Origin of the sequence: Sulfuricystis multivorans, from assembly GCF_003966565.1 — a bacterium.
GTDB lineage: Bacteria > Pseudomonadota > Gammaproteobacteria > Burkholderiales > Rhodocyclaceae > Sulfuricystis > Sulfuricystis multivorans.
The window spans coordinates 1,098,198-1,118,208 of sequence record NZ_AP018718.1; the positions used below are offsets into that span (position 1 = coordinate 1,098,198).

Annotated in this window: 22 protein-coding genes; 17 read left to right on the forward strand and 5 right to left on the reverse strand. The window is 64.5% G+C overall.

What is annotated here, in order from left to right; genetic code table 11:
- The first annotated feature begins 31 nt into the window (after positions 1-31).
- From ftsH to EL335_RS05490, 3 genes are all read left to right on the forward strand, one after another.
- Positions 32-1,918, forward strand: a complete 1,887-nt coding sequence (gene ftsH, locus EL335_RS05485; protein WP_126444864.1) for an ATP-dependent zinc metalloprotease FtsH — start codon at positions 32-34, stop codon at positions 1,916-1,918.
- 85 nt (positions 1,919-2,003) lie between these two features.
- Entirely contained in the window at positions 2,004-2,156 is a 153-nt protein-coding gene (locus EL335_RS14325) for a GDCCVxC domain-containing (seleno)protein (RefSeq protein ID WP_172599969.1), read from the forward strand.
- On the forward strand, positions 2,153-2,524 hold the full coding sequence (locus EL335_RS05490; protein ID WP_126444866.1) for a winged helix-turn-helix domain-containing protein: 372 nt from the start codon (positions 2,153-2,155) through the stop codon (positions 2,522-2,524). The genes EL335_RS14325 and EL335_RS05490 overlap by 4 nt, the downstream gene beginning before the upstream one ends.
- A 3-nt stretch (positions 2,525-2,527) precedes the next feature.
- Here the strand turns inward: EL335_RS05490 and EL335_RS05495 are convergent, their stop codons facing one another.
- The 4 genes from EL335_RS05495 to EL335_RS05510 all read right to left on the reverse strand — a co-directional run bounded on the left by EL335_RS05495 (position 2,528) and on the right by EL335_RS05510 (position 6,521).
- Positions 2,528-3,586: an ABC transporter ATP-binding protein gene (locus tag EL335_RS05495; RefSeq protein WP_126444868.1), complete on the reverse strand. Its 1,059-nt coding sequence runs from the start codon at positions 3,584-3,586 to the stop codon at positions 2,528-2,530.
- Positions 3,579-4,361, reverse strand: coding sequence for a molybdate ABC transporter permease subunit (locus EL335_RS05500; protein WP_284155463.1), 783 nt, complete (start codon positions 4,359-4,361; stop codon positions 3,579-3,581). Before EL335_RS05500 ends, EL335_RS05495 begins: the two co-directional genes overlap by 8 nt.
- On the reverse strand, positions 4,358-5,239 hold the full coding sequence (gene modA, locus EL335_RS05505) for a molybdate ABC transporter substrate-binding protein (protein ID WP_126444872.1): 882 nt from the start codon (positions 5,237-5,239) through the stop codon (positions 4,358-4,360). Before modA ends, EL335_RS05500 begins: the two co-directional genes overlap by 4 nt.
- Before the next feature lie 118 nt (positions 5,240-5,357).
- Positions 5,358-6,521, reverse strand: a complete 1,164-nt coding sequence (locus EL335_RS05510; RefSeq protein ID WP_126444874.1) for a hypothetical protein — start codon at positions 6,519-6,521, stop codon at positions 5,358-5,360.
- Between the two features lie 75 nt (positions 6,522-6,596).
- Between EL335_RS05510 and mgtA the strand changes: the two genes are divergently transcribed.
- A complete protein-coding gene (gene mgtA, locus EL335_RS05515; protein WP_126444877.1) occupies positions 6,597-9,071 on the forward strand; it encodes a magnesium-translocating P-type ATPase in 2,475 nt (824 codons plus the stop codon).
- Positions 9,072-9,121: 50 nt separating this feature from the next.
- Here mgtA and EL335_RS05520 read toward each other — a convergent pair whose 3' ends face one another.
- Entirely contained in the window at positions 9,122-9,952 is an 831-nt protein-coding gene (locus tag EL335_RS05520; protein WP_126444879.1) for an AraC family transcriptional regulator, read from the reverse strand.
- Between the two features lie 111 nt (positions 9,953-10,063).
- On the opposite strand from EL335_RS05520, the gene EL335_RS05525 reads away from it, so the two are divergent.
- The 13 genes from EL335_RS05525 to EL335_RS05585 all read left to right on the forward strand — a co-directional run bounded on the left by EL335_RS05525 (position 10,064) and on the right by EL335_RS05585 (position 19,971).
- Positions 10,064-10,630 (forward strand): carboxymuconolactone decarboxylase family protein, encoded by a 567-nt coding sequence (locus tag EL335_RS05525; RefSeq protein ID WP_126444881.1) that lies wholly within the window; start codon positions 10,064-10,066, stop codon positions 10,628-10,630.
- A gap of 79 nt (positions 10,631-10,709) precedes the next feature.
- A complete protein-coding gene (locus EL335_RS05530; RefSeq protein WP_126444883.1) occupies positions 10,710-11,012 on the forward strand; it encodes a BufA1 family periplasmic bufferin-type metallophore in 303 nt (100 codons plus the stop codon).
- A gap of 7 nt (positions 11,013-11,019) precedes the next feature.
- Positions 11,020-11,886 carry an MNIO family bufferin maturase gene (gene bufB, locus EL335_RS05535; protein ID WP_126444885.1) on the forward strand — a complete coding sequence of 289 codons (867 nt, stop codon included), beginning with the start codon at positions 11,020-11,022 and terminating at the stop codon, positions 11,884-11,886.
- Entirely contained in the window at positions 11,883-12,659 is a 777-nt protein-coding gene (locus EL335_RS05540; RefSeq protein ID WP_126444887.1) for an HvfC/BufC N-terminal domain-containing protein, read from the forward strand. Before bufB ends, EL335_RS05540 begins: the two co-directional genes overlap by 4 nt.
- The gene (locus EL335_RS05545) at positions 12,656-13,168 is read left to right on the forward strand and encodes a DoxX family protein (RefSeq protein WP_126444889.1); all 513 of its coding nucleotides are present in this window, start codon (positions 12,656-12,658) and stop codon (positions 13,166-13,168) included. The genes EL335_RS05540 and EL335_RS05545 overlap by 4 nt, the downstream gene beginning before the upstream one ends.
- The gene (locus EL335_RS05550; protein WP_126444891.1) at positions 13,152-14,051 is read left to right on the forward strand and encodes an HD domain-containing phosphohydrolase; all 900 of its coding nucleotides are present in this window, start codon (positions 13,152-13,154) and stop codon (positions 14,049-14,051) included. Before EL335_RS05545 ends, EL335_RS05550 begins: the two co-directional genes overlap by 17 nt.
- A 119-nt stretch (positions 14,052-14,170) precedes the next feature.
- On the forward strand, positions 14,171-16,324 hold the full coding sequence (locus EL335_RS05555; protein ID WP_126444893.1) for a dihydrolipoyl dehydrogenase family protein: 2,154 nt from the start codon (positions 14,171-14,173) through the stop codon (positions 16,322-16,324).
- Positions 16,321-17,079 (forward strand): YiiX/YebB-like N1pC/P60 family cysteine hydrolase, encoded by a 759-nt coding sequence (locus EL335_RS05560; RefSeq protein ID WP_126444895.1) that lies wholly within the window; start codon positions 16,321-16,323, stop codon positions 17,077-17,079. Before EL335_RS05555 ends, EL335_RS05560 begins: the two co-directional genes overlap by 4 nt.
- Positions 17,076-17,798 carry a DUF3047 domain-containing protein gene (locus tag EL335_RS05565; protein WP_126444897.1) on the forward strand — a complete coding sequence of 241 codons (723 nt, stop codon included), beginning with the start codon at positions 17,076-17,078 and terminating at the stop codon, positions 17,796-17,798. Before EL335_RS05560 ends, EL335_RS05565 begins: the two co-directional genes overlap by 4 nt.
- The gene (locus EL335_RS05570; RefSeq protein ID WP_126444899.1) at positions 17,795-18,484 is read left to right on the forward strand and encodes a TIGR04283 family arsenosugar biosynthesis glycosyltransferase; all 690 of its coding nucleotides are present in this window, start codon (positions 17,795-17,797) and stop codon (positions 18,482-18,484) included. The genes EL335_RS05565 and EL335_RS05570 overlap by 4 nt, the downstream gene beginning before the upstream one ends.
- Positions 18,465-19,127 carry a TIGR04282 family arsenosugar biosynthesis glycosyltransferase gene (locus EL335_RS05575; protein ID WP_284155464.1) on the forward strand — a complete coding sequence of 221 codons (663 nt, stop codon included), beginning with the start codon at positions 18,465-18,467 and terminating at the stop codon, positions 19,125-19,127. The genes EL335_RS05570 and EL335_RS05575 overlap by 20 nt, the downstream gene beginning before the upstream one ends.
- 50 nt (positions 19,128-19,177) lie before the next feature.
- The gene (locus EL335_RS05580; protein ID WP_126444901.1) at positions 19,178-19,777 is read left to right on the forward strand and encodes a sigma-70 family RNA polymerase sigma factor; all 600 of its coding nucleotides are present in this window, start codon (positions 19,178-19,180) and stop codon (positions 19,775-19,777) included.
- Positions 19,771-19,971: a zf-HC2 domain-containing protein gene (locus EL335_RS05585; RefSeq protein WP_126444903.1), complete on the forward strand. Its 201-nt coding sequence runs from the start codon at positions 19,771-19,773 to the stop codon at positions 19,969-19,971. The genes EL335_RS05580 and EL335_RS05585 overlap by 7 nt, the downstream gene beginning before the upstream one ends.
- Positions 19,972-20,011: the final 40 nt, after the last annotated feature.

Consider the following 20,011-nt stretch of genomic DNA (forward strand, 5'->3'; position numbering starts at 1 on the left):
GGCCGCAAATGTGTGAAAGAGAGGCAATCGCTTGAACAATCTATTCAAAAACATGGCCATCTGGCTCGTCATCGGCGTCGTGTTGATGACGGTGTTCAACCAATTCAATACTCGCCAGTCCCCGCAGAACACGCTGGATTACTCGGCTTTCCTCGACGAGGTGAAGCAGGGGCATATCGCCAAGGTGGTGATCCAGGGGCGCACGCTCGAAGCGACCACCGTCGAGGGAAGGAAGATCACCACCTATGCGCCGGCCGACCTGTGGATGGTCTCCGACCTGCTCAAGAACAATGTCAAGATCGTCGCCAAGCCGGAGGAAGAGCAATCCTTCCTGATGAATATCTTCGTCTCCTGGTTCCCGATGCTGCTCTTGATCGGCGTGTGGATCTTCTTCATGCGCCAGATGCAAGGCGGCGGCCGCGGCGGGGCGTTCTCTTTCGGCAAGAGCCGCGCGCGCATCCTCGATGAGAACAGCAACACGGTGACTTTCGCCGATGTCGCCGGCTGCGAGGAGGCGAAGGAGGAGGTGGCGGAACTCGTCGATTTCCTGCGTGATCCGTCGAAGTTCCAGAAGCTCGGTGGCCGCATTCCGCGCGGCGTGCTGATGGTGGGCAGCCCCGGCACCGGCAAGACGCTTCTCGCCCGCGCCATCGCCGGCGAGGCGAAGGTGCCTTTCTTTTCGATCTCCGGCTCCGATTTCGTCGAGATGTTCGTCGGTGTCGGCGCCGCGCGCGTGCGCGACATGTTCGAGCAGGCGAAGAAGGCCGCGCCCTGCATCATCTTCATCGACGAGATCGACGCGGTCGGCCGCCAGCGCGGCGCGGGCCTGGGGGGCGGCAACGACGAGCGCGAACAGACCTTGAACCAGCTCCTGGTCGAGATGGACGGCTTCGAAGCGAATCAGGGCATCATCGTGATTGCCGCGACCAACCGTCCCGACGTGCTCGACCCGGCGCTGTTGCGCCCTGGCCGCTTCGACCGCCAGGTGGTCGTGCCGCTGCCGGATATCCGCGGTCGCGAGCAGATCCTCAAGGTGCATATGCGTAAGGTGCCGCTCGCGCCCGATGTCGATGCAACCGTGCTGGCGCGCGGCACACCGGGCTTTTCCGGCGCCGATCTCGCCAATTTGGTGAATGAGGCGGCGCTGTTCGCGGCGCGTGCCAACAAGCGGCTCGTCGACATGGAGGATTTCGAGCGCGCCAAGGACAAGATCATGATGGGCGCCGAGCGCCGCTCGATGGTGATGCCCGAGGAGGAGCGTCGCAACACCGCCTACCATGAATCGGGTCACGCGGTGGTCGCGAAGCTGCTGCCGAAGACCGATCCGGTGCACAAGGTGACGATCATCCCGCGCGGGCGCGCGCTGGGCGTGACGATGCAGCTGCCGACCGAGGATCGCTACAGCCAGGACAAGGAACGGCTGCTGAACACGATTGCCGTGCTGTTCGGCGGCCGGCTCGCCGAAGAGATCTTCATGCACCAGATGACCACCGGCGCCTCGAACGACTTCCAGCGCGCGACCGATCTGGCGCGCCGCATGGTGACGCAGTGGGGTATGTCCGAGAACCTCGGCCCGATGGTCTATGGTGAGGAAGAAGCGGAAATCTTCCTCGGTCGCTCGGTGACCACGCACAAGAACGTTTCCGAAGCGACGATGCAGAAGGTCGATGCCGAGATTCGCCGCATCATCGACGAGCAATATGCGCTCGCGCGGCGGCTGCTCGAAGAGAATCGCGACAAAGTCGAGGCGATGGCCAAGGCCTTGCTCGAATGGGAGACCATCGACGCCGATCAGATCGACGACATCATGGCGGGCCGACCGCCGCGTCCGCCCAAACCTTCTTCGACCACGTCTGCGAAGCCCAGCGCCGGCGATAGCACCACGGGGCCGGCGCCGAATGCTGCGGCAGCGGCGTGAATGCGAACGGGAGCGTATGCTCCCGTTTTTGTTGCACCGATGAACATCGAACCGATCCTGCAATCGACCTTTCCCCATGGAAACCATGCCCGCCGCTGCCCGCCAGTGGTGCTACGAATGCGAGGGCTGTCACGTGCTGCTGAAACCCAAACCCGGCGACTGCTGCGTGTTCCGCTCTGATGGTGATGTGCCCTGTCCGCCGGTGCAGCTTGCCGGCAAGGGCGGCTGCCGTTCATGAGCGCGGCAAAAACGCTGCGTCCGCTGGTGCGGCCGCGGCTGTATCTGGGCAAAGAGCTTTCGCTCGGCCCCGGCAAGATCGACCTGTTGCGCAAGGTCGGCGAGACGGGTTCGATCAGCGCGGCGGCGCGGGCGCTGGGCATGCCCTACAAACGCGCGTGGCTGCTGATCGACACGCTCAACCGCGGCTTTCCTACCCCGGTGCTCGATACCGCGATCGGCGGTAGAAGTGGCGGCGGTGCGCGGCTCACCGCTTTGGGCGAGACGCTGGTCAAGGCTTACGATGCGCTGGAGACGAAGCTCAACGCCGCGGCGCAGGACGAGCTCGCTGCGCTCCAAAAGCTGGTTGCTTTGCGACGCCGGCGCTGAGTCTCACTTCGCAATGACGAACAAATCGCGGGCGGGCAGGCCGACGAAGCCGGCATCTCCCGGCTGCAAGTCGAACTTGCGCAGCACGCGGCTGCCGCAGCGCACTTCGAGCAGCGTGCCGGCCTCGGTGCGGAATTGCAGCAGTGCCGCCTCGCCGAGATCCACCACCGCCTCGAAACGGCCGGCCAGTCGTGCTTCATCGGGGCGCGGCGGCGCTTCCGGTTCGCGCAGCGCGACATGTTCGGCGCGGATCGCCAACCACGCTTCTCCGCTCGCCTTTGCTCCGGCAACCTCCAGCACCCCGCCGAGCGACGGACATTCGGCCTTGCCTGGAGCAATGAGGCGTGCCGGAAAGAGGTTCTTGAGACCCAGGAAATGCGCCGCCGCGAGGCTTTGCGGGCGGCGATAGACGGTGGCCTTCTCGCCGCTTTGAGCAGGCATCCCGTCGATCAGCACGGTGATCTGGTCGGCGAGGAAATAGGCCTCGGCGAGATCGTGGGTGACGAGCAGCACGGTCAAGGCGCGCTCGCGCTGCAGGTCCTTGACCAGCCACCACAGCTCGCGGCGCAGGCTCTCGTTCAATGCCGTGAAGGGCTCGTCCAGCAGCACCAGGCGTGGGTTGGCCACCAGCGCGCGCACCAGCGCGACGCGCTGGCGCTCACCGCCAGAGAGCGTCGCGATGCGGCGGGAAAGCAGGTGGCCGATGCCGGTGATTTCGATGAGGCGCTCACACAGCGGCTGAAACTCGGCGCGGCGAAGACGGCACGCGCGGGCGCCGTAGAGCAGATTGTCGCGGACGGACAGATGCGGAAAAAGCCCCAGCTGCTGCGGCACATAACCCAGTCGACGGCGCTCGATCGGCCAATGCGTGATGTCCGCGCCGGCGAGTTCGATGCGACCAGCGGTCGGTGGCAGCGTGCCGAGGATCGCGGCGAGCAATGTGCTCTTGCCGGAGCCGGACGGCCCGAGCACTGCATGGCATTGGCCTTTTTCGATGGTGAGTGAGACGTCCTGGAGCCGGAACGTGCCGGCGGCGGCGCTCAAGTTCTCGATCTCAAGCACGAGCGCCTCCTGCCAGCAGCCGTCGGGCGACGAACAGGGCGGTCAGGCCGATCGTGACGAGGATCAGGATCAAGGCCACGGTACCTTCGATATCGGCGTTGGACAGGCGCATGAAGATGGCGATCGGCAAGGTTTCGGTGCGCATCGCCATCGAGCCGGCGACCATCAGCGTCGCGCCGAATTCGCCCAGCGCCTTCGCCCAGGTGAGGATGAACGCGGCGATCAGGCCGTTCTTCGCCAATGGCAGTGTGACGGTGAAGAAGGCATGCCGGGTGGATGCGCCCAGCGTGCGGGCGACGGTCTCCAGTTCCACTGGCACCTCGTCGAAGGCAGACTTGAGCATGCGCACCGCGAGTCCAAGGATCGTGACGAATTGCGCCAGCACGATGCCGGCGAAACCAAAGACGAAATAGACGGCGTGTTCCTGAATCCACTCGCCGACGGGATTGTTGAAGAAGATCAGGATGATCGCGCCCAAGGCGGCGGGGGAGACGATGATCGGGAATTCGAGCACCGTCTCGGCGGCCTCCCGACCGGGAAAACGGTAGCGCGACAGCGCATAGGCGGCAGGGATCGCCAGCAGCAGCGCGAGCGCCGTGGCGAGCGTGGCCGCCAATAGCGACAACTGCACCGAAAACAGGGTGCGATCGGCAAGGAGCGTGGCGGCGAAGCGGCGGCCATCGAAAAACCAGGCGAGTGATGCGATCAACCCGGCATAAAGCGCCAGCACCACGAGCGCGGCAATGATGCTGGCGCGCAAGCCGGATGGGCTCACGGCTTGACGACCTTCTTCGGATCGACCGTGGTGCGCAGGTTGAGCCATTCCTGCGGCACCACGTATTCGCCGCCCACCGGCTTGACGGCGCCCAGCCACTTGAAGGCGGATTCCGGATCGGCAAAGTAGCTGTATTTGGCGTAGATCGCCTGCCCCTCGGGGCCGGTGACGAAGTCGATGAAGCGCTGGGCGAGCTCACGATTCTTGCTGAACTTGCTGATCGCGATCGGGATGTAGCCGATGCGCTGGATTTGCGCCGCCGGTAGCTTGACGGTTTCGATGCGCTCCGGGTCCCAATATTGGAACACACGCCAGCCGATCACCGCGTCGGCGAGTTTGAGCGAAATCGCCGTGGCGGTCTGCTCGCAGGAGCCGGTGTAGTTCTTGATGTTCGCTTTGAGCTGCTCACGCTCGGCGTTAGTGAGTTCCTTCTCGAAGATTTCGACCGCGTAGGCGCCGATACATACCCCTTCCGGATTGGCGATGGCCACGCGCAAGCCCGGTTTGAGCAAGTCCTTGAGGCCCTGGATATGGTGGGGATTGCCTTTCTGCACGGTGATGGCCGGCACCGCATAGACGATGATCTTCTCCGTTTCCGGCAGCACGTAGCCCTCGCGCTTGGCGAGCTCCATGTAATCGGAAGAACCGGGGAAATAAAGATCGCCCTGCTTGGCAAGCTTCATCTGCGAGAGCACATAACCCGAGCCGCCGAACACCACGTCCACCTTGACACCGGTCTTCTTCTCGAAGGCTTTGGCGGCATCGGTGGTGGGCGGCACGGTGGCGGCGCCGGCGAAGATCAATAGGGATTCGGCGGCGAAAGCGCTCGCGGCAAAGGCCATCAGCAGCGCCAAGAGCAGGGCGGACAAACGATTCATGACGATCTCCGAGAGGCTGATCAAAGACACGTCGAATGCTACTGGTCGGCTCACGCTATGTCAATGTTGAAATAACGTAAGGGATGCCGTTCCGCCAGCGCCGAATTTCGTTTGGCTGTCAGTCAGCTGGCCACTGCGTGGTGGCTATCCCCTCACCGAGGTCGGCCTCGATCAGCCGCCGGCGCACCTCGAAGAGTTGTTCGAGCAGTGCCGGCTCGGCTTGGGCATAGGCTTTTGCATCAGGCACCCGCTTGACGACCACGCCGAGCAGCTCGGTGATGGCATTGCCGATCGAGTTCTGGCTGATCGTGACGATCAAATCGCCACGGTCGTTGCGGTAGATGAGCTGCTTGAAGGCCGGCTGCCAGCGGATCGCATTGGCATAGCGGGCATCCTTGATGCAGCGCTCGCGCACCATCTTCGCGGTCTTCAGGAAGTCGTTGTCGAACAGCAGCTTGTCCTCGACTAGCTCAGGGAAGTAGAGATCGCGCGGCGGCGGCGAATTGCGCGTGCTGACCTGACCGAAGAAGCTGCGATAGAAATCGAGGAAGCCTTTCAGCAGCGTGTCATAGTCGCGCCAGAACGCCACTTGCTTCAACGCCGCGGCGCCGCCCGGCACACCCCAGCTCGGCAGGCCCTGCGGATAGCCGGTCAGCTGAAGGCGGCATTCGCCTTTGTTGCAGGGTTTCAATACCTTGAAATCGAGCGCGTCGAAGAAGGCGCGATAGACCTCGCGCATGTGGGCCTGGAACAGCGAATGCTGGCCGCCGTCGGTCAGGTTCGGATTGTTCGGGTCTGCCAGAGGCGCCACTGCCAGCTGTTGCTTGTCGAAGACGATGAAATGGTTGTGCAGCATGCGGATCGACGGCACGCCGGGCGAGGTGAGCGGCCAGGTGGCATCCAGGCTCGCCTCGCCGGCCAGGATGAGATGGCGCTCTGGGTCGGGATAGCGTTCCAGCATGAAGTCGATGATGATCTGGTTCATCCGGTTCCAGACGTTCTTGACCGCGTTGGGCACCTGGGTGCGGCGCACCGGCCGGCCGAGCGGATCGAGGATCTTCTGCGAGGTGTTGTAGATGATCGAGGTGTCGAACAGGTTGCTGTGGCCGAGCGCCTTGCGATACAGGAGCAGCTCTTCCGGGTTTTGCAGCAGGCCGTTGTTGTGCACCAGGTCGCCCAGGTTCTCGGCGCTGTTGAAGAATTCATTCGGCGCCATGCCTTCCGGCACTTCGAGGGGAATGGGACGGAAGGGGGTGACGATTTCGCGCGGACCGGTCTGCATCGGCGATGCTCCTCCGAAGGCTTGGAAAGGAAGAATCATAGCCGCAAGCGGGTGCGGGGCCTATACTCGCCAGGCATGGATGAATACTCGCGTCAACCCGGGCTTTCCAGTCGTGAGGCCAATGAGCGCCTGGCGCGCTTCGGCCCCAACCAGATCCGCCCGCATCGCGAGCGCGCGCTCTTCATCCGGTTCCTGATGCGCTTTCGCAATCCGCTCGTCCTCGTCCTGTTCGCGGCGAGCGTGGTTACCGCGCTGACGGGCGATGCGACGGGCGCCACCATCATCGGCGCCATCGTGCTCTTGAGCGTCACGCTCGATTTCGTCCAGGAATACCGCGCCGGGCAGGCGGCCGAGCGCTTGTCGCAGCAGGTCGCGGTGACGGCGACGGTGCTGCGCGACGGCGCGCCGCGCGAAGTGCCGGTCGCCGAGATCGTTCCCGGCGACGTGGTGCGCCTTTCCGCCGGCGATCTGGTGCCAGCCGACGGCCGCGTACTCGAGGCGCGCGACTTCTTCGTCAACCAGGCGCAGCTCACCGGCGAGCCTTACCCGGTGGAAAAGCGCGCCGTCGCGGGCGCGGAAGGCGGGACCGACGACGAAGGCGCGGTGTTCATGGGCAGCTCGGTGGTGAGCGGCGCGGCGACGGTCTTGATCGAGCGCACCGGTGCGGCGACGGAGCTCGGCAAGATCGCCGCAAGCCTCGCTCGGCAGCCGCCGCCCACCGCTTTCGAGCGCGGCACGCGCCACTTCGGCATGCTGATCATGCGGCTGACGATGCTTCTGGTGTTGTTCACGCTCTTGGTGAACCTCGCCTTCGCGCGGCCGCTTTTGGAATCCTTCCTGTTCGCGGTGGCGCTGGCGGTGGGGCTCACACCCGAGTTGTTGCCGATGGTCGTCTCGGTGACGCTCGCGCGTGGCGCGCAACGCATGGCGGCGCGGCAGGTGATCGTCAAGCGGCTGTCGGCGATCCAGGACATGGGCTCGATGGACGTGTTGTGCACCGACAAGACCGGCACGCTCACCGAAGCGAAGATTCGTCTGGAACGTCACATCGATGCGGCGGGCCGGCCGAGCGGGCGGGTGCTGGAACTCGCCTATCTGAACAGCTTTTTCGAAAGCGGTCTGAAAAGCCCGCTCGACGAGGCGATTCTCGCGCATGGCGAGATCGACCTTGGCGGCTGGCGCAAGATCGACGAGGTGCCCTTCGATTTCGAGCGCCGCCGCGTCTCGGTGCTGGCGGAGAAAGACGGCCGCCGCATCCTCGCGGTGAAAGGCGCACCGGAAGACATCCTCGCGCTCTCCACCGCCTATGAAACGGCCGACGGCGCGGCGCTGCCGCTCGATGAGGCCGCGCGCGAGCGCAGCGCGGCGCTCTTCGCATCGCTCGGCGACGAAGGCTTTCGCGCGCTCGGCATCGCCTGGCGCGAGGTGCCCCCGGATCATCCGCATGCCATCGTCACCGACGAGACGGAACTGACCTTCTCCGGCTTCGCGGCCTTTCTCGATCCGCCCAAGGCGAGCGCCGCAGCGGCGATCGCGCACCTGGCGGAAAGCGGTGTGGCGGTGAAGATCCTCACCGGCGACAATGAGCGTGTCACGCGTCACGTCTGCACGACGCTCGCCATCCCCATCGCCGGCGTGCTCACCGGCCAGGAGATCGCGCAGCTCGACGATACGGCGCTCGCCGCGCGCGTCGACGAGGTCAATCTGTTCTGCCGGGTCACCCCGGCGCAGAAAAATCGCATCCTGCTCGCGCTCAAGCGCCGTGGCCACGCAGTCGGCTATCTCGGCGACGGCATCAACGATGCGCCGTCGTTGCACACCGCCGATGTCGGCATCTCGGTCGATGGCGCGGTGGACGTGGCGCGCGAGGCCGCCGATCTCGTTTTGCTCGAACACGACCTCGACGTGCTCCATGACGGCATCCGCGAAGGGCGGCGCACTTTCGGCAACGTCATGAAATACATCATGATGGCCACCAGCTCCAACTTCGGCAACATGTTCAGCATGGCCGCGGCGACGCTGTTCCTGCCTTTCCTGCCGATGCTGCCGATGCAGATCCTGCTCAACAACCTGCTCTACGACGTCTCGGAAATTCCGTTGCCGCTGGACAACGTCGACGCCGAGGACATGGCCCGTCCGCGGCGCTGGGACATGCGCTTCATCCGCGACTTCATGGTCACCATCGGCCCCATCAGTTCGCTGTTCGACTTTCTCACCTTCTATCTGCTGCTGGCGCTGCTCGAAGCCAACGAGACGCTCTTCCGCACCGGCTGGTTCGTCGAATCGATCGCCACCCAGGTGCTGGTGATCTTCGTCATCCGCACCCGGCGCAACCCGCTCAAGAGCCGCCCGCACCCCTGGCTTGCCGCCACCTCGCTTGCCGTGGTGGGCCTGGCGCTGCTGCTACCCTTAACGCCGCTGGCCGGCCTGCTGGGCTTCACTCCGCTGCCGCCGCTGTTCTTCCTGCTCTTGTTGGGCCTGCTGGTCACTTATCTCGGTTTGGTCGAAATGGTCAAGCGTGGTTTTTTTCGCCGTTACGATAGCGTCTGAACACGCTTCGAGTGCGAAAATGTCGCCGGTGCCGTCCCACCAGCGCCGACTCATTTCGTGATTTGCTGCCTGAGCCAATCGGAAGGCGCTATCCCGGTTTCCCGGATGAAGGCGCGCGACAGCGCCGGCTGACTGCCGTAGCCAACCGTTTGCGCCACCGTCGCGAGCGGTTTGCCCTGGCGCAGCAGTCGTTGGGCAAGACCGATGCGGACTTGTGCCAGCAAGGCCGCCGGTGTAGCGCCGACGGTTTCCCGGAAATGACGTGCGAAGCTGCTGCGTGAAAGATTCGCCCGCGCCGCCATCGTTTCGAGCGTCCACGCTTCGCCCGGCGCATCGAGCATCGCTGTCAGCGTTTTGCCCAGACGCGGGTGAGCCAGCCCGGTGAGCAGTCCGCGCGCAATCCAGCCTCGTTCGATGGCATGACGGACGATCTGGATCAGCACGACGTCGCAGAGCCGATCGAGCATCGCTTGGCGGCCGATGCCTTCCATGCGCGCTTGCGTGAAAAGCAGTTCCAGCGTCGGCGCAAGCCCCGGCGCACCATCGAGCGGGACGACGACGAGAGCAGGCAGTGCGCGAACGAGCGCGTTGTCCATGCCGGCGTCGTAACTGACACTGGCGCAGAGCACCTCGGCCGTCACCCCGCTGGGAACGTCGAGCCGGTGATCCAGCGGTCGCGGATAAAAGAGCAGGGCCGGTCCCTCGATGACCATCCGTTGTGCACCCATGATTCGCACGGTGCCGGCACGCACGACGTGCAGGTGTCCGACGCCCTCTGCGGCGTGAAAGGCGTGCAGACCGCACAGCGCCCCGGTATAGAAAGTGCGCGCACGCAGGCCGGTGTGGTCCAGCAAGCGGGATAGGCCGTCCGAAGCATCCATCTCCGATACGAAGGGTGATGAGATCGGCACGGATGATAATCGCAATCGCCAAGAGGCAACCTATTCTCGGTTCATCGCCGGCAGGCGCCGGCATTTCGAACGGAGGACAACATGAACCCGCATTTCGTCACCCAGACACTCAAACCCGTCACGCTCGACACCGCCACCCCCGAGCAGAAGGCGGTGCTCGAAGCCGCGCAACAGGCGGTCGGCTTCATCCCCAACATGTATGCCAACATGGCGAACGTCCCCGGCGTGTTGTCCACCTACCTGCACGGCTATGCCGAGTTTCGCCAGAAGTCGGGATTTACGCCGGCCGAGCAGGAAGTGGTGTTCCTCGCCATCAGCCAGCACAACGGCTGCCGTTATTGCACCGCGGCGCACAGCATGCTGGCCGACAAGGTCTCGCGCGTGCCCGCCCCGGTATTGGCGGCGATCCGCGCCGGCGCGCCGATTCCGGATGCCAAATTGCAGGCCCTCTACGCCTATGCTCGGGAACTGGTGAAAACCGGCGGCAAGCCCAGTCAGGCGGTGGGCGCAGCCTTTCTCGCCGCCGGTTACACCGAGAAGCAGGCACTCGCGGTGGTGCTCGCCTGTGCGGTGAAAACGCTTTCGAACTACACCAATCACCTGTGCCAGACCGTGATCGATGAGAAATTCGCCGCCTATCGGTTGTAAGAAAACGGCCGTTGCTCCGACTAACGATCAGCAGGTGAGAAACCTGCCCCATTTCGCAACCCAACCGAAGGAGACTCAAATGAACAAGACCATGACCGCCGCATCCCTCGCCCTCGCCCTGGGCGCCGCCATGACCATCGCCGCCACGCCCGTCGCCGCGCAGGACAAGATGGCCGACATGGAGAAGTGCTACGGGGTCGCGCTGAAAGGCAAGAACGACTGCAAGGCCGGCGCCGGCACCACCTGCGCCGGCACCTCGGTGCGCGACCATCAGGGCAATGCCTGGTCGATGGTGCCGAAGGGCACCTGCGAGAAGACGCCGTCGAAGACCTCGCCGACCGGCTACGGCCAACTGCAGGCTTTCAAGGAAAAGAGCGCCTGAGTCCATCATGACCACGACACTGTCTGCCCTGCCGAGGGCCGGCGGTGTCGGGTTGAAACCGGAACACTTCCGGACGATTCTCGACACGCGGCCCGCCATCGGCTTCTTCGAAATCCACGCCGAGAACTACATGGTGGCCGGTGGGCCGTTCCACCATCATCTCGAGCGCATCCGCGCCGACTATCCGCTGTCGATCCACGGCGTCGGGCTTTCCATCGGTGGCGAAGCGCCGCTGGATGAAGCGCATCTGGATCGTCTGGCGGCTTTGCTCGAGCGCTACCAGCCCGAAGCCTTCTCCGAGCATCTGGCCTGGTCGAGTCACGGCGGGACATTTTTCAACGATCTGCTGCCGGCGCCGTATCACGCCGGCACCCTGGCGCGCGTGTGCGAACACATCGACCGCGTGCAGGAACGGCTCGGCCGCCGCATGCTGCTGGAGAATCCGGCGACCTATGTCGAATTCACCGCCTCGACGATGGCCGAGCCCGACTTCATTAGCGAAGTCGTCAGGCGTACCGGCTGCGGACTGCTGCTCGATGTCAATAACCTTTACGTCTCCTGCGTCAATCATCGCCGCAATGCCTCGGCCGAGCTGCGCGCCCTGCCGCTTTATGCCGTCGGTGAAATCCATCTCGCCGGCTTTGCCGAGGATGTCGATGCGGTGGGCGATCGCCTGCTGATCGACAGCCACGGCGCCGCCGTGGCGGGCGATGTCTGGGATCTCTATGCCGAGGCGCTGGGCTACGTCGGCCCGATGGCGACGCTGATCGAGCGCGACAACGACATTCCCCCCCTGGCCGTGCTGCATGCCGAAGCGCGTCAAGCCGAAGCGATGATGGCGGCGCTCACGGCCGATGAAAGGCTGTGCGCATGAACACTCAGGCTAGCTTTGCTGCTCGGTTTTCTGAAGCGTTGCGAGCGCCGACATTCGGCTGCCCGCCGGGGCTGAAAGCCTGGAACGGCTCCGATCCGGCCAAGCGTTTCGCCGTCTATCGCAACAACGTCCTCGTCGGACTGATCGATGCGCTGGCCGAGACCTACCCGGTGGTGCAGGCGCTCGTGGGCGAGGAATTCTTCCGCGCCATGGCGGCCGAGTTCGTGCGCGCCTCGCCGCCGAGCTCGCCGGTGCTCGCCTGGTATGGCGCGGGTTTCGCCGATTTCATCGCGGCATTTCCGCCCGTGGCGGGCCTGCCGTATCTCGCCGACGTGGCGCGGCTCGAATGGCTGCGCGTCGAGGCCTGGCACGCCGCCGATGCCGAGCCGCTGGACAGGGACACGCTTTCCGTCTTGCTCGCCGATGCCGAGGCCTTGCCCTTGACGCGCTTCGTGCTGCAGCCGTCGCTGCGCGTGCTCCGTTCGCCGCATCCGGTCGTCTCGCTGTGGGCCGCGCATCAAGTCGACGATCCCGCAGCCGCGCTGGCCAAGATCGACCTGGCGCGCGGCGAGGCGGCGTTTCTCGCCCGTCCCGGGCTCGAAGTCGAGATCACGCCGATCGAGCCAGGCGCCGCCGGCTTCATCGCGCGCCTTTTGGCCGGCGAAACTCTGGGTGCGGCGGCAGCCGCTGAGGAAAGTTTCGATCTGGCGGCGAGTTTGGCGCTATTGATCCGCAGCGGCGCACTCATTGCCTGCGAAAGGAGTGGACTATGAAAAAGATCATCGCTTTTGTGCACGGCCTGATCGGCTGGCTCGAGCGCATTCCCGACGACGCGATCGCGCTGCTCGGCCGCTTCTCCATTGCGGCGATCTTCTGGAAATCGGGTCAGACCAAGGTGCAGGGCTTCGCGCTCGACATCGTCTCCGGCGAATTCCAGATCGGCTGGCCGCATCTTTCGGATAGCGTCGTCGCTCTGTTCCGCGAGGAATACCGGCTGCCGCTCCTGCCGCCGGAACTCGCGGCGCTCTTGGGCGCAACCGCCGAGCACGTCTTTCCGGTGCTGATCCTCATCGGGCTGGCGACGCGTTTCTCGGCATTGGCGCTTTTGGGCATGACTGCGACGATCCAGTTTCTGGTCTATCCTGACGCCTATCCGACGCACGGCGTCTGGGCCACGGTGCTGCTCTATCTCATCGCGCGCGGACCGGGGCACCTGTCTTTCGATCATCTGCTGGAAAGCCTGCTGGCGAAGGGAGGCAAGAAACATGAGTCTGCTCGCTGAACTCAAGGACATGCTGGGCGGCACCGAGCGGCATGCCGTGCGTCATTACGAAGACTTGCTGGCAAGTCTGCTGGTGATGGCCTGGATGGTCGAGGCGCGCGATCCCTACACCGGCGGCCACCTGTGGCGCGTCTCCCGCTATGCGCATCTGCTCGCCACCGAGTCCGGCCTGGGGCCAGCCGATGCAGCGCGCATCGCGGTGGGCGGCTTTCTGCACGATCTCGGCAAGATCAGCGTGCCCGATCACATCCTGGGCAAGAAGGATCGCCTGACCGAAGACGAGTATGCCGTGATCAAGACCCATCCGGACGTCGGCTGGCGCATGCTGGCCGGTCACCCCTTGGCGCGGCTCGTCGAGGCGGCGATCCGCGCCCATCACGAGACGCCGGACGGACGCGGCTATCCACGTGGCCTGCGCGGCAAGGACGTGCCGCTCGACGGACGCATCGTCGGCATTTGCGATGCCTTCGACGCGATGACCAGCACGCGCCCTTACCGGCGCGGCATGTCGATCGGCCAGGCGCTTCACATCATCGAGGAGAACCTCGATCGCCAGTTCGACCGGGAATTCGGCGAACGCTTCCTCGCGCTCGGCCGCGCCGGGCAACTCGGTCACATCGTCGGCCACAGCGACGAGGGCATCCCCTTGCGCGAATGCATGATGTGCGGCCCGACCCTGGTGGTGCGCCGCGACCATCATGCGGGGGATCGCATCTATTGCCATTCCTGCACCGGCGAATACGCGCTGGAGGAACGGCAAGGGCAGCTTACGGCAGTGCCGACCGGCCGCATGGGCACGGCCCAGCAGCTCGAACCGGAAGTCGATGAGGCATTGATCGCGCAGGTGGTGCGCGCTTCGGCCAGCGCCTTGCTGGCGGGTTGATCCGATCCACTGTAAAGGGGCCGCGCCGGACGCAGGCCTGTAAGGTTCCGCGGCTTTGTCGCGACCAAGCGACGAAGCGCCACCTCTTTCGGGGGGCGCGATCCACCAGAGAAAGCTTCATGGCCCTCAAGAAACTCGCACTGCTCTTCATCGTCGTTGCCTTGATCGCCCTGTTCTTTGGGCTCGATCTCGACCGCTACTTCGATCTCATGTGGCTCAAATCGCAGCAGGCCAGCCTTGCCGCCTGGCGGGATGCGCACCCGCTCTTCGGCGCCGCGGTTTTCTTCGCGCTCTATGTGCTGGTGACGGCCTTGTCGCTGCCCGGCGCGGTCTGGATGACCCTGGCCGGCGGAGCGATCTTCGGTTTGTGGTGGGGCGCCCTGCTGGTTTCTTTCGCCTCTTCGCTGGGGGCGACGCTGGCCTTTCTCGCCGCCCGCTTCCTGCTGCGCGATTGGGTGGCGAGCCGCTTCGGGCAGCGCCTGGCCGCCATCGATGCCGGTATCCGGCGCGAGGGGGCCTTCTATCTCTTCACCCTGCGACTGGTGCCGGCGTTTCCCTTCTTCCTGGTCAATCTGCTGCTGGGCTTGACGGCGATGAAGACGCGCACCTTCTACTGGGTGAGCCAGCTCGGCATGCTGCCCGGCACCGTGGTTTACGTGAATGCCGGCACGCAGTTGGCGAAGATCGATTCGCTCTCCGGCCTCGTCTCGCCGGGTCTGTTGTTGTCGTTCGCCCTGCTGGGCGTGTTTCCCTTGATGGCCAAAAAGATCGTGGAGGTGGTGCGCGTGAACAAGATATTTGCGAAATGGACGAAGCCGGCGCGCTTCGACCGCAATCTCGTCGTCATCGGCGGCGGCAGCGCGGGACTGGTGACGGCCTATATCGCGGCCGCCGTGAAAGCCAAGGTGACGCTGATCGAGAAGGACAAGATGGGCGGCGATTGTCTCAACACCGGCTGTGTGCCCTCGAAGGCCTTGATCCGCTCGGCGAAGTTTCTCGCCCAGCTGGCGCGTGCCGAGGAGTTCGGGTGCCGTCGCGCCAGCGCCGAGTTTTCGTTCGCGGAAGTGATGGAGCGGGTGCAAAGGGTCGTGCAAACCGTTGCGCCGCATGATTCGATCGAACGCTACACCGGCCTGGGAGTGGAAGTGATCGAGGGCCGCGCGAAAATCATCTCGCCGTGGGCGGTGGAAGTCACGCGCAACGACGGTAGCACCGCAACGCTGACCACCCGCAGCATCGTCATCGCCGCCGGCGCGCGACCCTTCGTGCCGCCGATTCCGGGCATCGAGGAGGTGGGCTACCTGACCTCGGACACGGTGTGGTCTTTGCGCGAGCTGCCCAAGCGTCTGGTGGTGCTGGGCGGCGGGCCCATCGGTTCGGAATTGACACAAGCCTTTGCCCGTTTTGGCGCCGAAGTGACGCAAGTCGAAATGGCGCCGCGCATCCTGATCCGTGAAGATGCCGAGGTTTCCGCGCTGGTGGAGGAGCGTTTCCGCGCCGAAGGTATCGCGGTGCTGACAAACCATAAGGCCAAGCAGTTCGTGATGGACAATGGCGAGAAGGTTCTCATCGCCGAACACGAAGGCCGCGACGTGAAAATTCCCTTCGATGCCGTGCTGGTGGCCGTCGGCCGGGTCGCCAATCTCAAGGGCTATGGGCTGGAAGACATCGGCGTGGCCACTTCGCGCACCATCGAGGTCAATGCGTTTCTGCAAACCAATTTCCCGAACATCTATGCCGCCGGCGATGTGGCCGGGCCCTATCAATTCACGCATACCGCCGCCCATCAGGCCTGGTATGCGGCGGTGAATGCCCTGTTCGACCCCTTCAAGAAGTTTCGGGCCGACTATTCCGTGATTCCCTGGGCGACTTTCGTCGAGCCCGAAGTCGCGCGGGTCGGCCTCAACGAGCAGGAAGCGAAGGAAAAGGGCATCCCCTACGAAGTCAGCCGTTACGATATCGACGATCTCGATCGCGCCATCGCCGACGGCGAGGCGCATGGCTTCATCAAGGTGCTGACCGTGCCGGGCAAGGATCGCATTCTCGGCGTGACCATCGTCGGCGAGCATGCCGGCGAGCTGATCGCCGAATACGTGCTGGCGATGAAGCAGGGCATCGGCCTCAACGAGATTCTCGGCACCATCCACATCTATCCGACGCTCGCCGAAGCGAACAAATACGTCGCCGGGGTCTGGAAGAAGGCCCATGCCCCGCAACGGCTGCTGGCCTGGGTCGAACGCTTTCATGGCTGGCGGCGGGGAGCGTCGGCATGAATCCGTTGACATCGAGCCTCGGGCGCGCGCTCGGTCGCTGGCTGAGCCGGGAGCGGCACGTGCACAGCACCTCGCCACCGACGGCAAGCGATCTGCTGGCCGCGACCTTGCGCCCTGCAGACGTGCTGTTGGTCGAGGGCCGGACGCGCGTGAGCGTCGCCATCAAGTTTCTGACGCAATCCACCTGGTCGCATGCCGCTCTCTACGTGGGCGACTGCGGTGGGTCGTGTGCGCCGCACTGTTTCGTCGAAGCCGACATCGTCGAGGGGGTCCGTCTGGTCGGGCTGGAACATTTCGCCGGCCTGCATTGCCGCATTTGTCGGCCGGTGGGGCTCAGCGATGACGATTGTCGCCGCGTCGTCGAATTCGCGTTGGCTCGTGTCGGCTACCAATATGACCTACGCAACGTGATCGACCTGGTGCGCTATCTGATCCCGACGCCGCCGGTACCGCAACGTTGGCGGCGGCGCATGCTGGCCTTGGGCAGCGGCGACCCGACGCGTGCGATCTGCTCGACACTGGTGGCCCAGAGTTTCCAGTCCGTGCGCTATCCGATCTTGCCCCACATCGAAACTCGACCGGCGACAGGGGGTGGCTGTCCGGATTGCGTCGATGAGATCCTGCACGTGCGTCACCACAGTCTATTCGTGCCGCGCGACTTCGACGTCTCGCCCTACTTCGAGGTGATCAAGCCGACCCTGGCGCAGGGTTTCGACTACCATCGATTGAATTGGGCCGAGGAGAAGGCTGCATGAAGCGGAATATGGCCTGGCTGATGTTGCCCTGTGCGCTGGCGGCGCTCGCAGAGCCTCGATGGGTCGGGCGTTTTCCCGCCAGCGGTGGGATTCCCGCGCCCTGGCGGATCGAACGGTTGAACGAGGACATCGCGCCGACCCGTTATCGATTGCGCGACTGGGAGGGTGTGCCGGCCGTCGAGGCGCATGCCGTCAGCAGCATGGCGCTGCTGGCGCGTCCGCTCGAGATCGATCTGAACGAGACGCCGATACTGTGCTGGCGTTGGCGGATCGATGCGCCCTTGAAGAATGCCGACATGACGACCAAGGCGGGCGATGACTATGCCGCCCGCGTCTATCTGAGTTTCGCGGTCCCGCCGGATACGCTGGGCCTGGGCACGCGGATGGCGCTCGGACTGGCGCGCTCGCTGCGCGGCAATGTGGTGCCCGATGCCGCCATCAACTACATTTGGGACAACCGCCAGCCGGTCGGCACCTGGCAGCCGAATGCCTATACCGACCGCGCCCGCATGCTGGTGCTACGTTCGGGTGCTGGACAAGCGAATCGATGGGTCAGCGAACGCCGTGATGTCAGCGCCGATTTTCAACGCGCATTTGGCCATGCGCCGGCAAAGCTGACCGGGCTGGCGTTGGCCTCCGATACGGACAACACCGGCGAACAGGCGCATGCCGGTTTTGCCGATTTCGCCTTCGTCGGCCGCAAGGAACCCTGCCCATGATCAGTATCGTGATCCCCGTTCTCGACGAAGCAGACGGCATCGTGTCCGCATTGCAAGCGCTGCAACCGTTGCGGGCACGCGGTGGCGAGGTGATCGTCGTCGATGGCGGCAGTGTGGATGCAACGCTTGAATTGGCCAGGCCACTGGCCGACCAGGCGATCAGTGCGCCCCGCGGCCGGGCGCGCCAGATGAATGCCGGGGCCGCAGCGGCAAGCGGTGCGGTGCTGCTCTTTTTGCATGCCGATACTCGCTTGCCCGAGGAGGCCGACCGACTGATCCTCGATGCCTTGGCCGCGGGAAAGGGCCAGTGGGGACGCTTCGATGTGGAGATAGCAGGCGATTCCCCGTGGCTCGGCGTCGTCGCCCGCATGATGAATCTGCGCTCGCGGCTGACCGGTATCGCCACCGGCGATCAGGCCATGTTCGTCTCGCGCGCAGCCTTCCTTGCGGTCGGTGGCTTTCCGGAGATCCCCTTGATGGAAGACATTGCCCTGTCGAAAGCCCTGCGCCAAAGGGGGCGCCCGCTATGCCTGACGGCGCGGGCGACGACCTCGGGGCGGCGCTGGGAGACGCACGGCGTCTGGCGCACGATCCTTTTGATGTGGTGGCTGCGGCTGCGCTATTTCTTCGGCGCCGATCCGCAACGACTCGCCTGCGAGTACGGCTATGTCCCCGATCGACCCTGATGCCGGCCGCGTCGGCGTGGCGATCCTCGCCCGTGCGCCGATTCCGGGCCAATGCAAGACCCGGCTGATCCCGGCTCTGGGCGCGGCGGGAGCGGCGCGACTGCAACGCTGGTTGTTGCAACGCACCGTCGCGATGGCGCTGGTCGCGGATGTCGGGCCAGTCTCCCTGTGGTGCGCGGGCGATCCGCGCCATCCCGATTTCATCCAGTGCCGCGCTTACGGTGCGGTGAGCGTGCGCCATCAGCCGCAGGGCGATCTGGGGCGGCGCATGCTGGCGGCCGCGCACGCATCGGCCACGTCCTCTGGGGTGCTGGTCATCGGCACCGATTGCCCGGCGCTGACGCCGGGTTCCTTGCGCGAGGCGGCGGCGCGCTTGCAGCGACACGATGCCGTGCTCACGCCGGCAGAGGATGGCGGCTACGTGCTGATCGGTCTGCGCGCACCGATCGCATCCGTGTTCGAGGGCATCGCCTGGGGGAGCGATGAGGTGATGGCGCAGACCCGGCAACGGCTGCGGGAGTGCGGCTGCACGTGGGAAGAATCGACGACGCTCTGGGACGTCGACCGTCCGGAAGATTTGTCGCGTCTTCTCGCCGCGTTTCCCGAAGCGATGCAGGCCATAGGCACGGCGGTAACATTATGAGTCTTGCAGTCGTGATTTCCACGACGTCATGCTTTCGAGGGGGAGGGCGAATGCCGGATGAAGTCGTCGGTCACATCGATGCGGCTTTTCTGACGGAAATACGTCGTGACATGCTGCGCTTCGCCACCCTGCAATTGCGCGACGCGCAGCTCGCCGAAGACGTGGTGCAAGAAGCGATGCTCGCCGCGCTCGACGGAGAAAAACAGTTCGCCGGCCGTTCCGCCGTGAAAACCTGGATCTTCGCGATCCTGCGCAACAAGATCGTCGATGCGATCCGCCAGAAAGCGAAGAGCGTGAATTTCAGCGCGCTGCTGCCGGAAGAGGCCGATCTGGAAGAAGCCTTCGAGGCCCAGTTCAAGCCGAACGCGCACTGGCGTCTTGAAGCCGCACCCTCGGACTGGGGTGATCCAGAAGCCGCCTTGCATCAGGAACAGTTCTGGGCAGTGTTCGAGGCCTGCCTCGAACACCTGCCGGCCAATACCGCACGTGTGTTCATGATGCGCGAGTTCCTCGAATTCGATACCGCCGAGATCTGCCGTGAGCTCGGCATTTCCACCAGCAACTGCCATGTGATCCTGCATCGCGCGCGCAATGCGCTGCGCCGCTGCCTGCAGGACAGCTGGTTTGCTTCGGGAGTCTCGTCATGCTGAGCTGCAAGGAAGTCACCCATCTGCTCTCCGAAGGGCAGGACCGCAAGCTGTCACTGCGTGAGCGACTCGCGCTCAAGATGCACCTGGCGATGTGCAAAGGCTGCACGAACTACCGTCGGCAAATGGATTTCCTGCATCGGGCCTGCAAACGCTACGCCGGCAAACTGCTCGACGACGGCGGTTCTGGCGAGTAAGGCCAGTCTGTAAGAAATCGGCCCTGAACGCCGACCAATC